The organism is Formosa agariphila KMM 3901 (assembly GCF_000723205.1).
Lineage (GTDB): Bacteria > Bacteroidota > Bacteroidia > Flavobacteriales > Flavobacteriaceae > Formosa > Formosa agariphila.
Genome location: NZ_HG315671.1, coordinates 1,713,322 through 1,727,517 on the forward strand (window position 1 = coordinate 1,713,322; position 14,196 = coordinate 1,727,517).

At 31.5% G+C, this 14,196-nt stretch carries 16 protein-coding genes; 8 read left to right on the forward strand and 8 right to left on the reverse strand.

Translation table 11 applies throughout. From position 1 onward, the window contains the following. The first annotated feature begins 62 nt into the window (after window positions 1–62). The gene (locus BN863_RS07315) at window positions 63–542 is read left to right on the forward strand and encodes an Lrp/AsnC family transcriptional regulator (protein ID WP_038529153.1); all 480 of its coding nucleotides are present in this window, start codon (window positions 63–65) and stop codon (window positions 540–542) included. A 51-nt stretch (window positions 543–593) separates the two neighbouring features. On the opposite strand, the gene BN863_RS07320 is transcribed toward BN863_RS07315, so the two are convergent. Continuing rightward, a complete protein-coding gene (locus BN863_RS07320) occupies window positions 594–920 on the reverse strand; it encodes a hypothetical protein (protein WP_038529155.1) in 327 nt (108 codons plus the stop codon). Between the two features lie 77 nt (window positions 921–997). Then, entirely contained in the window at window positions 998–2,071 is a 1,074-nt protein-coding gene (gene aroB, locus BN863_RS07325; RefSeq protein ID WP_038529157.1) for a 3-dehydroquinate synthase, read from the reverse strand. 93 nt (window positions 2,072–2,164) lie between these two features. Here aroB and BN863_RS07330 point away from each other — a divergent pair, with 93 nt between their 5' ends. Then, window positions 2,165–3,337 carry a proline dehydrogenase family protein gene (locus tag BN863_RS07330; protein WP_038529159.1) on the forward strand — a complete coding sequence of 391 codons (1,173 nt, stop codon included), beginning with the start codon at window positions 2,165–2,167 and terminating at the stop codon, window positions 3,335–3,337. 44 nt (window positions 3,338–3,381) lie between these two features. On the opposite strand, the gene BN863_RS07335 is transcribed toward BN863_RS07330, so the two are convergent. The 6 genes from BN863_RS07335 to porX form a co-directional block, all read right to left on the reverse strand. Further along, window positions 3,382–3,756, reverse strand: coding sequence for a hypothetical protein (locus tag BN863_RS07335; protein ID WP_038529161.1), 375 nt, complete (start codon window positions 3,754–3,756; stop codon window positions 3,382–3,384). Continuing rightward, window positions 3,757–4,956: an alanine dehydrogenase gene (locus BN863_RS07340; protein ID WP_038529163.1), complete on the reverse strand. Its 1,200-nt coding sequence runs from the start codon at window positions 4,954–4,956 to the stop codon at window positions 3,757–3,759. It abuts the gene before it with no gap. Between the two features lie 64 nt (window positions 4,957–5,020). Next, window positions 5,021–5,542 carry a hypothetical protein gene (locus tag BN863_RS07345; RefSeq protein WP_084817485.1) on the reverse strand — a complete coding sequence of 174 codons (522 nt, stop codon included), beginning with the start codon at window positions 5,540–5,542 and terminating at the stop codon, window positions 5,021–5,023. After that, complete coding sequence (locus tag BN863_RS07350; protein ID WP_038529167.1) at window positions 5,505–5,780, reverse strand: hypothetical protein; 276 nt, start codon at window positions 5,778–5,780, stop codon at window positions 5,505–5,507. The genes BN863_RS07345 and BN863_RS07350 overlap by 38 nt, the downstream gene beginning before the upstream one ends. Window positions 5,781–5,962: 182 nt before the next feature. Next, window positions 5,963–6,373, reverse strand: coding sequence for a tRNA (adenosine(37)-N6)-threonylcarbamoyltransferase complex ATPase subunit type 1 TsaE (tsaE, locus tag BN863_RS07355; protein WP_038529169.1), 411 nt, complete (start codon window positions 6,371–6,373; stop codon window positions 5,963–5,965). Window positions 6,374–6,471: 98 nt separating this feature from the next. Beyond that, window positions 6,472–8,025: a T9SS response regulator signal transducer PorX gene (porX, locus tag BN863_RS07360; RefSeq protein WP_038529171.1), complete on the reverse strand. Its 1,554-nt coding sequence runs from the start codon at window positions 8,023–8,025 to the stop codon at window positions 6,472–6,474. A 76-nt stretch (window positions 8,026–8,101) separates the two neighbouring features. Between porX and BN863_RS07365 the strand changes: the two genes are divergently transcribed. From BN863_RS07365 to BN863_RS07390, 6 genes are read left to right on the forward strand one after another with little or no spacing between them, the layout of a single operon-like run. Beyond that, window positions 8,102–9,322 carry an HD domain-containing protein gene (locus BN863_RS07365; protein ID WP_038529173.1) on the forward strand — a complete coding sequence of 407 codons (1,221 nt, stop codon included), beginning with the start codon at window positions 8,102–8,104 and terminating at the stop codon, window positions 9,320–9,322. Between the two features lie 24 nt (window positions 9,323–9,346). Continuing rightward, window positions 9,347–10,360 carry a UDP-3-O-(3-hydroxymyristoyl)glucosamine N-acyltransferase gene (gene lpxD / locus BN863_RS07370; RefSeq protein ID WP_038529175.1) on the forward strand — a complete coding sequence of 338 codons (1,014 nt, stop codon included), beginning with the start codon at window positions 9,347–9,349 and terminating at the stop codon, window positions 10,358–10,360. Beyond that, complete coding sequence (locus BN863_RS07375; RefSeq protein WP_038529177.1) at window positions 10,360–11,766, forward strand: bifunctional UDP-3-O-[3-hydroxymyristoyl] N-acetylglucosamine deacetylase/3-hydroxyacyl-ACP dehydratase; 1,407 nt, start codon at window positions 10,360–10,362, stop codon at window positions 11,764–11,766. The genes lpxD and BN863_RS07375 overlap by 1 nt, the downstream gene beginning before the upstream one ends. 10 nt (window positions 11,767–11,776) lie before the next feature. Beyond that, window positions 11,777–12,562 (forward strand): acyl-ACP--UDP-N-acetylglucosamine O-acyltransferase, encoded by a 786-nt coding sequence (lpxA, locus tag BN863_RS07380; RefSeq protein ID WP_038529179.1) that lies wholly within the window; start codon window positions 11,777–11,779, stop codon window positions 12,560–12,562. Between the two features lie 9 nt (window positions 12,563–12,571). After that, complete coding sequence (gene efp / locus BN863_RS07385; protein WP_038529181.1) at window positions 12,572–13,138, forward strand: elongation factor P; 567 nt, start codon at window positions 12,572–12,574, stop codon at window positions 13,136–13,138. 5 nt (window positions 13,139–13,143) lie between these two features. Beyond that, on the forward strand, window positions 13,144–14,082 hold the full coding sequence (locus tag BN863_RS07390; RefSeq protein ID WP_038529183.1) for a UDP-3-O-(3-hydroxymyristoyl)glucosamine N-acyltransferase: 939 nt from the start codon (window positions 13,144–13,146) through the stop codon (window positions 14,080–14,082). The last annotated feature ends 114 nt before the right edge of the window (window positions 14,083–14,196 follow it).

Here is a 14,196-nt window from a genome sequence, read left to right on the forward strand (position 1 = left end):
ATTTGATAAGATTAATACATAAAAATGTATTATTTTTGCTCTAAAGAACAAAAAGTATAGATATGGCAAAATTTAAATTAGACGAAATAGACCACCAAATTCTTGATATGTTAATTGATAATACAAGAGTTCCATTTACTGATATAGCAAAAAAATTGTTGATTTCTGCAGGTACGGTACATGTTAGAGTTAAGAAAATGGAGGATGCTGGAATAATTAAAGGTTCTTCTTTAACTTTAGATTACAAAAAACTAGGATACTCTTTTATAGCATATATTGGTGTATATTTAAACAACACGTCTCAAACAACGTTTGTACTAGAGCGTATAAACGAATTACCTTTCGTAACAGTAGCACATATCACTACTGGTAAATTTAATATTTTCTGTAAAATTAGAGCTAGAAACACTGCTCATGCGAAAGATGTTATTTTTATGATTGACGATATCGATGGTGTATATAGAACTGAAACAATGATTTCTTTAGAAGAAAGTATAAACGACAAAAAACGTTTAATGCATTATATTTTTAAAGAACTATAATAAATACAACTTTAAAAAGAAAGAGCCGAATATTAATATTCGGCTCTTTTTTTATTCTTCTTCCTCGTCATTAAGTTTGAGTTCCTTGTCAAAAGTAGTGTTTATATGGTCTGGATAATCTACAACAATATGGCCAGAACTATTTAATTCTAAATCGTCATTAGTTTCAAAATTCACCATAGTGTAGTGTAACTTCGAACTTACTTTAACTAAATAAATCGTATCCTCAGTTTTAACTTCTACAGCTTCAATGGTTTCATTGCGGTGGTTGTCGAATTTTATAATATCGTTATCACCATAACCATCAGGAAACCGTTCTGTTAATTTTGATAAAATCTCAGGTGTTAATTTTTTGTAATCAACAATAACTTTTCTCATCCTAAATATGTATTAGATGGTTAATATTGTTTAAAAAAGCCATTTTGGGTATGACTAAAATTACAAATTATTTTGAATTAATTCGAATTGTTATAGTAATTTAACGCTTCAATAATTAATTCATTAGACACTAAACAGTCAATTTTTGTATCTCCAATAGCTGTTAAGAGTACAAAGTTTATGTTTCCATGAGAATTTTTCTTATCAAATTTTAATAAATCCATTATAGGTTCGTAATCGGCTTCATCAATTTTTACAAAATCGTAAATGTTGTTTATAACCTCTTTAATCTCGGTATTTTCAGCATCACTTAATCCTGAAAGTTTAGTAGAGATATAAGACGCTAAAATCATTCCTATGGCTACAGCTTCGCCATGAAGTAAATCTGTTTTATTAGGATCACTTAAATAGTAAGATTCTATAGCATGCCCCAAGGTATGTCCGTAATTAAGTGTTTTTCTTAATCCGTTTTCTCTTGGATCTATATCTACTACATGTTTTTTTATCTGTATAGATTCATGAATTAGTTGGTCAAGGTGTTCTAAATTTAACAGCGATAAATCTTTAAACTTATCCCAATACATTCTGTCTTGAATTAAACCATGCTTAAGCATTTCTGCTAAGCCAGAACGCATTTCGTTTTGAGCTAAAGTTTTAAGATATGTAGAATCTATAATTACCATTTCTGGGTTATTAATAACTCCAATTTGGTTTTTTAAAGTACCTAAATCGACACCTGTTTTTCCACCAACGGAAGCATCTACCATAGATAATAGGGTAGTAGGTACGTTTATAAAATTAATGCCACGTTTAAAAGTCGATGCTACAAAACCACCCATATCTGTTATTACACCACCACCTAAATTTATAAGTAGACTTTTTCTATCTGCACCAAGTTCAGACAAAACATTCCAAACACCAACACAGGTCTCAATAGTTTTGTTAATTTCTCCTGCTTCTATTTCAATAATCTCAATAGTTTTAGAGGTTGAAATTTCAGACATTAAGTGAGGTAAACAAAGCTCATGTGTATTTTGATCAACTAAAATAAAAATACTAGAAGGATTGCTCTCTTCTATAAAATTATTTATATGTTTATAAGCACTTAAATTGAAGTGAATATTATAGGTCTTTGTTTCTATAGTTTTCATAAAAATTGTAATAAAAAATAGCTGTGAAAATAAGGAGTTTTTTACAATTAAGTAAGTTCGGCTTCGTTATTTTTATAAAAATTGTGAGATTGAATGAATAATAACACCATTTTTGATAATACTGAAATTGCTTTTGCGCTTAAAAGTGATTCGGAGTTGGAAAGAGCATATTTTCTTTTCAAAATGATTTCAATAGAACCTTTGGTTCGAATTGGAACAGCTGCTACAAATTTTGCGTTAAAAGCAAAATTACCCGTAGAAGGTTTAATTAGGGCAACCGTTTTTGATCATTTTTGTGGTGGAGTTAGCGAAGAAAACTGTTTACCTGTTATCGATAAAATGTATCAAAAAGGTGTAAGTTCAGTTTTAGATTATTCTGTAGAAGGTAAAGAGGATGAAGCAGAATTTGATGCGGCTCTAAAAATCACTTTAAAGATTATAAATTTTGCAGAAGAATTAAAATCAATTCCAATTGCAGTATTTAAGCCATCTGGTTTTGGTAGAATTCGGTTGTACGAAAAAGTTGGTAATAATGAACAATTAAGTGCTGATGAAACAAAAGAATGGAATCGTGTATTAAATAGGTTTGATACAGTCTGTAAAGCAGCAAAAGATAGAGGGATTTCTATTTTAATTGATGCTGAAGAAAGTTGGATGCAGGATGCTGCCGATAATTTAATTACAGATTTAATGCGCAAATACAATACAGAAAAACCTGTTGTATTTAATACGCTGCAAATGTATCGTCATGATCGTTTAGATTTTTTAAAGCAACAACATATACTTGCAAAGACCGAAGGTTTCTTTTTAGGATATAAGTTGGTTCGAGGTGCGTATATGGAAAAAGAAAATGAACGTGCTGAAAAAAAAGGATATGCCTCACCAATTTGTGAAAGTAAGGCTGCTACAGATTCTAATTTTAATGCTGGTGTATCTTATATGTTAGATCATTTAGATGATATGTCAATTTTCAACGGTACGCATAATGAATACAGTTCTTATTTTCTTATGGATTTAATGAAAGAAAAAGGCATTGAGAATTCAGATAAACGCGTTTGGTTTGGACAATTATATGGAATGAGTGATCATATTAGCTTTAATCTTTCTAATTTGGGTTATAATGTTGCTAAATATGTACCTTTCGGACCTGTTAAAGATGTTATGCCTTATTTAATTAGAAGGGCAGAAGAGAATACTTCTGTGGCAGGACAAACAGGGCGAGAGCTTAATTTGTTATTGAAAGAGAAAAAAAGAAGGAAACAATAAAAGTATAAAAAAAGACTGTCTGTAATAGGCAGTCTTTTTCGTTTTTAATCAAGAATTTGAATATCTTCTATAGTTGCTGTCTCATCGCAGTTTTTAACCAGCAGTGCAATACTTTGTTTGTTAAAGGTGCCGTCTAGATAGTATGTTTTACAAGGTTTTGTTGTGGTTTCACTTTTAGAGAAATCTACATCGCCTTTTCTTAAAACATGATTTAAAACTACAGTATCTAATTGCTTAACATTAATTATAGATTTAGCATTATCGCTATATATAATTGTTTTGGTGTTGATATTTTTTATCACACGAGCATCTAGTCCGTAGCTACAAGATGTTTTCTTTCCGCTAAGAAAAAAGGCTAAAAGTAGTAATCCTAAAGAAAATCCTCCAAGATAATACCCAATTCGTTGTATAAGTGTCATTTAAAAAATTAAGAGATTAATATCGCTATATTTTAAGTCAAACCATTCGCCAACCGAACGATTCGTTAAAATACCGTGATAAAAGTACAACCCATTTTTTAAACCTTTCTCAAATCTTAAAGAATTTTCTATGCCACCTTCTTCAGCAATTTTTAAAAGGTAGGGCGTAAAAATATTACTTATTGATATTGAGGCCGTTCTAGAAAATCGTGCAGGAATATTAGGTACACAATAATGTATAACGCCGTGCCGGTTAAAAGTAGGGAATTTGTGAGATGTAACTTCACTAGTCTCAAAACAACCGCCCATATCTATACTTACATCTACTATAACAGACCCTTTTTTCATGGATTGCACCATAGATTCTGTGACAATAATTGGAGATCTAGATTTTCCTCGTACTGCACCAATTACAACATCGCATCGTTTTAATGCTTTAGTTAAGTTTTTTGGTTGTACGGTAGATGTATAAATTGGACGACCAAGATTAGTCTGAATTCGTCTTAATTTAGATATAGAATTGTCGAATACTTTTACATTAGCACCTAATCCAATAGCGCTTCTTGCAGCATATTCTCCCACAGTTCCTGCACCAAGAATTACAACTTCAACGGGTGGAACACCACAAATATTACCAAACAATAATCCGTTTCCTTGATTGCTATTAGATAATAGGTCTGATGCAATAATTACCGATGCGGTACCTGCAATTTCACTCAAAGAACGTACGGCAGGGTAATGGCCGTCGTCGTCACGAATAAATTCAAAAGCTAAAGCAGTAATACGTTTAGTAGCTAGAGCTTCAAAATATTTTTTATGTTGAGTTTTTAACTGTAATGCAGAAATTAAAATGGTTTGCGGGTTAATAAGTGCAATTTGTTCTATAGTTGGTGGTTCAACCTTTAAAATTATAGGACATGAAAATACTTTAGCGGTATCTTTTGTTAATTCTGCACCTGCTTCGCTATAATCTTTATCTGTAAATTTAGCACCTAAACCAGCACCAGCTTCCATTAAAACACGATGCCCGTTACTAATTAATGCCGATACGGCATCTGGAGTGAGACAGACTCGTTTTTCTTGGTATGCAGTTTCTTTTGGGATTCCTATAAATAAATTGCCTTTGTTTTTATAAACCTCAAGTGTTTCTTCTTGTGGAATTAACTGCTGATGAGTAAAAGGAGAAAATGATTTAGACATATGTTTTTGACACTAGAATATGTAGTCAAATTACAAATAATATTTTGATTGCTTAAACCTTAATTTAAAAATAATCTTTTACTCTGTCTTTAAACCCTTTAGGTGAAAGCTTAAACTCATCTTCAAGTTTTTGAAAAGAATCGTTTACAGTATTTACTTTATTGAATATTTGTGCGCGAATTAAATAAATAGATGGAATAATTAAACCCATTATAGGTAATAGGTAAAAAAATTCATTACTATCTACATATTGTAAATCATCATTTAAAATTGTGAAGATTTGAAAAGTAAACATTGCAATAGGTACAATGATAACATGATACCACCAATGTCTACAGGTAAAAAACCAAACAAACATTAATAATAAAGGAATTAATTTTCCTGTTATTGTCCAAGCAACAATATCTATGCTTCCGTAAAATTTACTATCGTAGGTAAATAAAAATGTTTTCCAAACTTTTTGTTTAGGTACACTTTCATATAAGTAAAATAAATAGGGAGTAGCAGCAATAAATGTCGCTATAATACTCCCTATTATTAGACTTCTATTATCCGTGAGTTGGAATTTTAATTCTCCATCTTTCAATTTGTGGTGCTTCTTGCTCATTTATACTTAATCCGTGCGTTGGAATCTTAATTCTCCATCTTTCAATTTGTGGAGCTTCTTGTTCATTTAGATTTAATCCGTGTGTTGGGATTTTAATTCTCCATCTTTCAATTTGCGGAGCTTCTTGCTCGTTTAAACTGATTAGACTTGTTGCTTGAGCCGGGAAAAGCATTCCTCCAAAAATCGCAAGAGCGATTAAATGTTTTTTAGTCTTCATAATTCTGTAAGGGATTTAATTAATTAATGATTCAAATATATAGAATACACTAATTGAATTTTATCCCAAATGTTAAAATCATGTTAAAACTAACGTCTTTTGGGCAACTCAGTTACGGGAAAACCGTACTTCTTTTTCTTTGCTTCAATCAAATCTTAAAATCAGCACAAAAACACAAAATATCAATCAATATTAAATGTCAACTTTCTGGTTTTCGAATCTAAATTTTCAATTTTTACAGCATTAGATTTTTCATTCGAAAGAATGTTTTCTACACGTTCTGGCCATTCTATAAATAACCAAGCATCAGAATCTAAATAATCTTCTATACCAAAATTATAAGCTTCTTCTTCGTCGTTTAATCTGTAAAAATCGAAATGATAAACTAAACCATCATCGGTACTATATTCGTTAACTATTGAGAATGTTGGGCTACTAACATCGTCATTACACCCTAAATTTTTAACTAAGGCTTTAATTAATGTTGTTTTACCCGAACCCATATCACCATAAAATAATATGGTTTTTGATGTGGCTTTGCTAAGTATATATTTAGCAATATCCTCTAAATCATCTATGTGGTATTCTTTCATAGTTTACATGGCATAGGATGCAATTATAAGTAATAAAAATTAAATTTGCTAATGATTCGCATAATGAAAAAAAGGATATTAAATATAAATATATGAGTCTATTTCGGATTTAAAACGACAAATGGAATAATCATTTCTTCTAAAGATACACCACCATGCTGATAGGTGTTTCTAAAATAACTTACATAATGATTATAGTTATTTGGGTATGCAAAAAAGAAGTCGTTTTTAGCAAAAATAAAGGAACTACTCATTGTAATACTTGGTAAATGAACTGTTTTAGGTGTTTTAAATTCTAATACATCTTTAGATTCGTAAGTTAAACTCCTTCCTGTTTTATATCTTAAGTTTAATGAGGTGTCCCGATCACCAACAACTTTAGACGGATTTTTTACATTTATAGTACCATGGTCTGTGGTTAAAATTAATTTAAATCCTAAATTTTGTGCTTGTTGAATGATTTCAAATAGTGGCGAGTTTTTAAACCAACTTTGAGTTAGTGAACGGTAAGCTTTATCGTTAGATGCTAATTCTTTTACTACATCCATTTCCGTTTTGGCATGCGAAAGCATATCTACAAAATTGTAAACGACAACAGTAAGGTCGTTATTTTTCTGACTTTTAAAATTATCGACTAATTTTTTACCGTTTTTAAGGTTGGTAATTTTATGATATTCGCACGTTAAGTTTTGTAAGCCTAAACGCTTCATTTGTGCTTGTAGAAATTCAGCTTCAAATAAATTCTTTCCACCTTCGTCTGTATCGTTTTTCCAATAGTTTGGATGTAATTTTTCCATATCGCTTGGCATCAATCCAGAAAAAATAGCATTTCGGGCATATTGTGTAGCCGTAGGTAAAATACTGTAAAACGGAATTTCTGTTTCTTTCTTATAGTAAGGTGCAATAAAGGGCTCGAACGATTTCCATTGGTCGTATCTTAAATTATCTATAACCACAAGTAATGTAGGTTGTTCTTTACTTAATTCCGGAACTACTTTATTTTTAAACAAGGTGTGCGACATGGTTGGAGCCTCGGTATTTGGTTCGAACCAATCGGCATAATTTTTAGCTATAAATTTTCCGAATAAGGCGTTGGCTTCTGTTTTTTGAGATTCTAAAATCTCGAACATGCCAGCATCTTCTATATTTTCTAATTGAATTTCCCAATACACCAATTTCTGATAGAGGTTAGCCCAATCTTCAAAACTATTAACAGACATTAAATCCATTGCAATTTTTCTAAATTCTTGCTGATAATTAGATGTTGTTTTCTCTGAAATTAATCGAGAATGGTCTAAATTCTTTTTTAAACTCAATAAAATCTGATTCGGATTTACGGGTTTTATAAGGTAATCGGCAATTTTATTACCAATGGCTTCCTCCATAATATACTCTTCCTCACTTTTAGTAATCATTACAACAGGAAGCGTGTGGTCCAGTTCTTTAATTTCATTTAAAGTTTCTAGACCAGTTAAACCAGGCATGTTTTCATCTAAAAAAACAATGTCAAATTTATTGTCCTCTAACACCTCAAGGGCCTCGGTACCGCTATTGCATTTTGTAACCTTATAATTTTTTTTCTCTAGAAAAAGAATGTGTGGTTTAAGTAAATCAATTTCATCATCAACCCAAAGTATATTTATGTTATTCATATCGTTATATTTGTACTATTAAAGTGATTTTTTAAATATTTTAGAAGATCATCTTAAGCATTTCTAAACTATAAAGATGAATAAACTTAAAATATTAAACGATCCAATTTACGGATTTATTACCATACCAAATTCGTTAATTTTTGATTTAATTGAGCATAAATACTTTCAGCGGCTAAGAAGAATTACTCAAATGGGAATGTCTTATTTGGTGTATCCTGGAGCCCATCATACCCGATTTCATCATGCTATAGGTTGTATGCATTTAATGCAAAAAGCTATCAATGTACTTCGTTTTAAGGGAGTTGACATTTCTGACGATGAAGAAGTTGCATTAAATATAGCTATACTTTTGCACGATATTGGTCACGGTCCGTTTTCTCATGCCATGGAACATAGTATAGTTAGTGGGATTTCTCACGAGCATATTTCGCTGTTGTTTATGGAGCAATTGAACGATGAATTTAACGGAAGTTTAACGCTAGCCATCTCTATTTTTAAAGGGGAATACCACAGAAACTTTATGTGTCAGTTAATTTCTTCTCAATTAGATATGGATCGCGCCGATTATTTAAAACGAGATAGTTTTTATACAGGAGTCGCAGAAGGAAATATAAATAGCGAGCGTTTAATTACCATGTTAAGTGTTGTAGACGATGAATTGGTGGTTGAAAATAAAGGTATTTATAGCGTGGAAAAATTTCTTGTTGCTAGACGATTAATGTACTGGCAAGTGTATTTACACAAAACTAGTGTTGTTGCCGAGCAATTATTAATACGCGTATTAAAACGTGCTAAAGAATTATCGCATAATAATGTAGAATTGGTAGCGAGTAGGGCATTATCTTATTTCTTAAAAACAGAAATTAATGCAACTAATTTTGATAAAAACACACTTGAAACCTTTTCTAAGTTAGACGATTATGATATTATTTCAGCCATGAAAGAATGGCAATATCATGACGATTTTGTATTGCGTAATTTATGCGAAATGATTTTAAATAGAGATTTACTTAAAATTAAAGTCAAGCAAAAAAAGATAAAGAAAAACGAGTTAAAAGCTAAAGAAAAAGAATTGATGTCTACCTATAATATTAGTGAATCAGAAGCCGATTACTTTGTCTTTAAAGGAGAAATTACAAATCAAGCGTATCAACAAAACGGACAACAAATTAAGATTTTATATAAATCAGGAAAGATAGAAGATATAGTAAAGGCATCGGACCAATTAAACTTAAAGGCACTGTCGAAACCCGTTACTAAATATTATATATGTTATCCTAAAGCTAAACTTTAGGACATTTTTCCTATTTTTGCCACGATGAAATTTACAGCAGAACAAATAGCAGGAATTTTAGAAGGAGAAGTTGTGGGTAATCCCGACGTAGAAGTTTCAACTCTTTCTAAAATTGAAGAAGGTATAAAAGGTGCGCTTACATTTTTGGCGAACCCAAAATATACGCATTATATATATACGACTAAAGCATCTATTACTATAGTAAATAAAACATTTATTCCAGAGCATGATTTGGAAACTACTTTAATAAAGGTGAACGATGCGTATAAAGCATTTTCTAAATTATTAGAGTATTATAACTCTGTTAAACTTAGTAAAGAGGGAATAGAGCAACCATCTTTTATATCCGATTCCTCAAAATGTGGAGATAAAATTTATATAGGTGCTTTTACTTATATAGGAGAGAATGTGAAAATTGGTGATAATGTAAAAATTTTCCCAAACTCTTATATTGGAGATAATGTAACTATAGGAGATAATACAATACTTTTTGCAGGAGCCAAAATTTATTCGGAATGCATTATTGGAAATAATTGTGTTATTAATTCCGGATGTGTTATTGGTGCAGATGGATTTGGTTTTGCTCCAAATGAGTCAGGTGAATACGATAAGGTGCCACAAATTGGAAATGTAATTTTAGAAGATTATGTAGATGTTGGCGCGGGTACTACTATAGATAGAGCAACTTTAGGGTCTACTGTTATAAGACAAGGTGTTAAGTTAGACAATCAAATTCAGATTGCTCATAATGTCGAAATAGGTAGAAATACAGTAATTGCAGCGCAAACTGGTGTTGCAGGGTCTACTAAAATTGGCGAGAATTGTCAAATAGGAGGACAAGTAGGATTTGCTGGACATTTAGTTATTGGAAATAATGTTAAAATACAGGCACAGTCAGGTATTGGAAGAAATATAAAGGATAACGAAATATTACAAGGTTCTCCTGCATTTTCTTATGCCGATTGGAGTAAATCTTATGTTCACTTTAAGAATTTACCGAAAATAGTTAAAAAATTAAACGAAATAGAAAATAAATAATGGCAATAGTTACTACAGAAATCAAACAAAAAACCATTAAAAACAGTGTGTCTTTAAATGGTGTTGGATTACATACAGGTAATAATGTTTCTCTAACCTTTAAATCGGCTCCAGAAAATTTTGGATTTGCTTTTAAACGAATGGATTTAGAAGGAACGCCAGTAATAGAAGCAGATGCTACTTATGTTACAAATACAGAACGTGGAACATGCTTAGAGAAAAATGGTGTCATTATTCAAACATGCGAGCATGTGTTAGCGGCTTTAATAGGTTTAGATATTGATAATGTTTTAATAGAATTAAGTGCTGCTGAACCTCCAATTATGGATGGGTCTTCTAAATTTTTTGTAGAAGCTTTAGAAAACGCAGAAATATTAGAACAAGAAGCTTTTAGAGAAGAGTATGTAGTAACCGATGTAATTTCTTTTGTAAACGAAGATACAGGAAGCGAAATACTTTTAATGCCAGCTAAAGAATACCAAATTACTACTATGGTAGATTTTGGAACTAAAGTATTAGGTACTCAAAATGCAACTTTAAATCAAATTTCAGATTTCAAAAAAACCATTTCAGATTCTAGAACGTTTAGTTTTTTACATGAAATTGAAATGCTTTTAGAGCATGGGTTAATAAAAGGAGGCGATTTAAATAATGCCATAGTTTATGTAGATAAAGAATTATCTCCAGCAACGATGGAAAAATTAAAAGTTGCTTTTAAGAAAGATTCAATTGCGGTTAAACCTAACGGAATTTTAGATAATTTAACTTTACATCACCCTAATGAAGCAGCAAGACATAAATTGTTAGATGTTATAGGTGATTTAGCTTTAATAGGGACACGTATTAGAGGTAAGGTAATAGCAAATAAACCTGGACATTTTGTAAACACTCAGTTTGCAAAGAAGATGTCTAAAATTATAAAAAACGAAAGACGTAATAATGTTCCTTACGTAGATTTATCTCAGGAGCCATTAATGGATGTTAATCAAATTATGGATATGTTGCCTCACAGACAACCATTCCTATTGATTGACAAAATTTTTGAACTTTCAGAAACTGGGGTTATCGGTATGAAAAACGTAACGATGAACGAACCGTTTTTTGCAGGTCATTTTCCAGGAGCTCCAGTAATGCCTGGTGTTTTAATTGTTGAAGCAATGGCACAAACAGGTGGAATAATGGTATTAAGTACCGTTCCTGATCCAGAAAATTACCTTACATTTTTTATGAAAATTGATAAAGTGAAATTCAAACAAAAGGTTGTTCCAGGAGATACTTTAATTTTTAAATGTGACCTAATTACTCCAATTAGAAGAGGAATATGCCATATGCAAGGTTACGCTTATGCCAATGGAAAACTATGTGCAGAAGCAGAATTAATGGCTCAAATTTCAAAAGTAAAATAAAAAGCAACACATGAATCAACCTTTAGCTTACGTGCATCCCGGAGCGAAAATTGCAAAAAATGTAGTTATCGATCCGTTTACAACGATACATAATAATGTCGTAATAGGAGAAGGAACTTGGATTGGAAGTAATGTTACCATTATGGAAGGTGCTCGTATTGGAAAAAATTGTAACATTTTTCCAGGAGCAGTTATTTCTGGAGTCCCACAAGATCTTAAATATAACGACGAAGACACTTTAACGGTTATTGGTAACAATGTTACTATTCGTGAATGTGTAACCATTAATAGAGGGACTACAGATCGTATGAAAACTGTTATTGGCGATAATTGTTTAATTATGGCGTATTGCCATATCGCTCACGATTGTATAGTTGGAAAAAATTGTATTTTTTCTAATAACAGTACTTTAGCAGGACATATAACGCTTGGAGATTATGTGGTTTTAGCAGGAATGACGGCTGTACATCAATTTTGTTCTGTAGGAAACCATGCTTTTGTAACCGGCGGATCTTTAGTAAGAAAAGATGTGCCACCATTTGTAAAAGCTGCTCGTGAACCGTTATCTTATGTAGGGATTAATTCAGTAGGATTAAGACGTAGAGGATTTACTACAGAAAAAATTAGAGAAGTACAGGATATTTATCGTGTTTTATATCAGAAAAATTACAACAACACCCAAGCGGTAGAAATTATTGAAGCGGAGTGGGAAGCTACTCCAGAACGTGATGAAATCCTTCAATTTATAAGAGATTCACAACGCGGAATAATGAAAGGATATTTCAAATCAAACTAAAAAAATAGAATGGCAACAACATCAGATATTAGAAACGGATTATGCATAAGATATAATCATGATATTTTTAAAGTAATTGAATTTTTACACGTAAAACCTGGTAAAGGTCCTGCGTTTGTAAGAACAAAATTAAAGAGTGTAACAACAGGTAAAGTTATAGATAATACGTTTTCTGCAGGACACAAATTAGAAGATGTACGTGTAGAAACACATAAATTTCAATATTTATACCCAGAAGGTGATTTATATCACTTTATGAATGTTGAAGATTACACGCAAATTATGTTAAATGTAAATGCTTTAGATACTCCAGATTTATTAAAAGAAGGCGAAGTAGTTACTATTTTAATTAACTCTGAAGACGGTATGCCGCTTTCAGTAGATATGCCTGCTAGTGTTATTTTAGAAGTTACTGCAACAGAACCAGGAATTAAAGGAAACACTGCAACTAACGCAACTAAACCTGCAACAGTAGAAACTGGAGCTACAATTAATGTACCTTTATTTATTAATGAAGGCGATAAAATTAAAGTAGAAACAGATAAAGGAACGTACAAAGAAAGAGTTAAAGAATAATTCTTGTGAAGTTTCCTAATCCATATACATTAAAACAAATTGCAACCATTATTGGTTGTGAATTTGTTGGACATGATGAATTCCCTGTGCTTGGTATGAATGAAATTCATGTTGTAGAAGCAGGCGATATTGTATTTGTAGATCATCCGAAGTATTATAACAAGGCATTACAATCGGCAGCAACAATTGTTTTAATTAACAAAGAAGTTGAGTGTCCAGAAGGTAAGGCTTTATTAATTTCTGATGATCCTTTTAGAGACTTCAATAAATTGACTGAGTTTTTTAAACCATTCCAAAGCGCAAACCAAAGTGTTTCAGATTCAGTTCAAGTTGGTGAAGGCACTATAATTCAGCCTAACTGTTTTATTGGTCATAATGTAACTATTGGAAAAAATAGTATCATTCATTCAAACGTAAGTATTTATGACGATGCTGTTATTGGAGATAATGTTATTGTACACGCTGGAACTATTTTAGGAGCATCTGCTTTTTACTATAAAAATAGACCAGAAGGCTTCGATCAGTTAAAATCTGGTGGTCGCGTCGTTATTCAAGATAATGTGCATATTGGTGCGTTGTGTACAATAGACAAAGGTGTCACTGGAGATACAATAATTGGAGCAGGCTCTAAATTAGATAATCAAATTCAGGTTGGACACGATACTGTAATTGGTAAAAAGTGTTTAATAGCATCTCAAGTTGGAATTGCAGGTTGTGTAGTTATTGAAGATGAAGTAACTATTTGGGGACAAGTAGGTACAGCTAGTGGGATAAGAATAGGTGCCAAAGCTGTAATTATGGGACAAACTGGAGTTACAAAATCTGTAGAAGGTGGGAAAACTTATTTTGGTACACCTGTAGAAGAGTCTAGAAATAAACTCAAGGAATTTGCTATGTTAAGACAACTTCCTAAGATTATTGAAAAGTTAAAAGAGAATCAATAATTATTCAATAAATTGTCATTATTTAGCACTTTAAATAAAGTCTAAAAAAATCTTTAAATATAATTGTTAAAACTTTACATTTGTAAAGCTTTTAATAAAATAAAACAAACAAAA

Bases quoted from the DNA above. Each gene is read 5' to 3' on its own strand.
- BN863_RS07315 (WP_038529153.1), top strand. From the start codon at position 63: ATGGCAAAATTTAAATTAGACGAAATAGACCACCAAATTCTTGATATG.
- BN863_RS07375 (WP_038529177.1), top strand. From the start codon at position 10,360: ATGGCAATAGTTACTACAGAAATCAAACAAAAAACCATTAAAAACAGT.
- BN863_RS07320 (WP_038529155.1), bottom strand. From the start codon at position 920: ATGAGAAAAGTTATTGTTGATTACAAAAAATTAACACCTGAGATTTTA.
- efp (WP_038529181.1), top strand. From the start codon at position 12,572: ATGGCAACAACATCAGATATTAGAAACGGATTATGCATAAGATATAAT.
- aroB (WP_038529157.1), bottom strand. From the start codon at position 2,071: ATGAAAACTATAGAAACAAAGACCTATAATATTCACTTCAATTTAAGT.
- BN863_RS07335 (WP_038529161.1), bottom strand. From the start codon at position 3,756: ATGACACTTATACAACGAATTGGGTATTATCTTGGAGGATTTTCTTTA.
- BN863_RS07340 (WP_038529163.1), bottom strand. From the start codon at position 4,956: ATGTCTAAATCATTTTCTCCTTTTACTCATCAGCAGTTAATTCCACAA.
- lpxA (WP_038529179.1), top strand. From the start codon at position 11,777: ATGAATCAACCTTTAGCTTACGTGCATCCCGGAGCGAAAATTGCAAAA.
- porX (WP_038529171.1), bottom strand. From the start codon at position 8,025: ATGAATAACATAAATATACTTTGGGTTGATGATGAAATTGATTTACTT.
- BN863_RS07365 (WP_038529173.1), top strand. From the start codon at position 8,102: ATGAATAAACTTAAAATATTAAACGATCCAATTTACGGATTTATTACC.
- tsaE (WP_038529169.1), bottom strand. From the start codon at position 6,373: ATGAAAGAATACCACATAGATGATTTAGAGGATATTGCTAAATATATA.
- BN863_RS07350 (WP_038529167.1), bottom strand. From the start codon at position 5,780: ATGAAGACTAAAAAACATTTAATCGCTCTTGCGATTTTTGGAGGAATG.
- lpxD (WP_038529175.1), top strand. From the start codon at position 9,347: ATGAAATTTACAGCAGAACAAATAGCAGGAATTTTAGAAGGAGAAGTT.
- BN863_RS07330 (WP_038529159.1), top strand. From the start codon at position 2,165: ATGAATAATAACACCATTTTTGATAATACTGAAATTGCTTTTGCGCTT.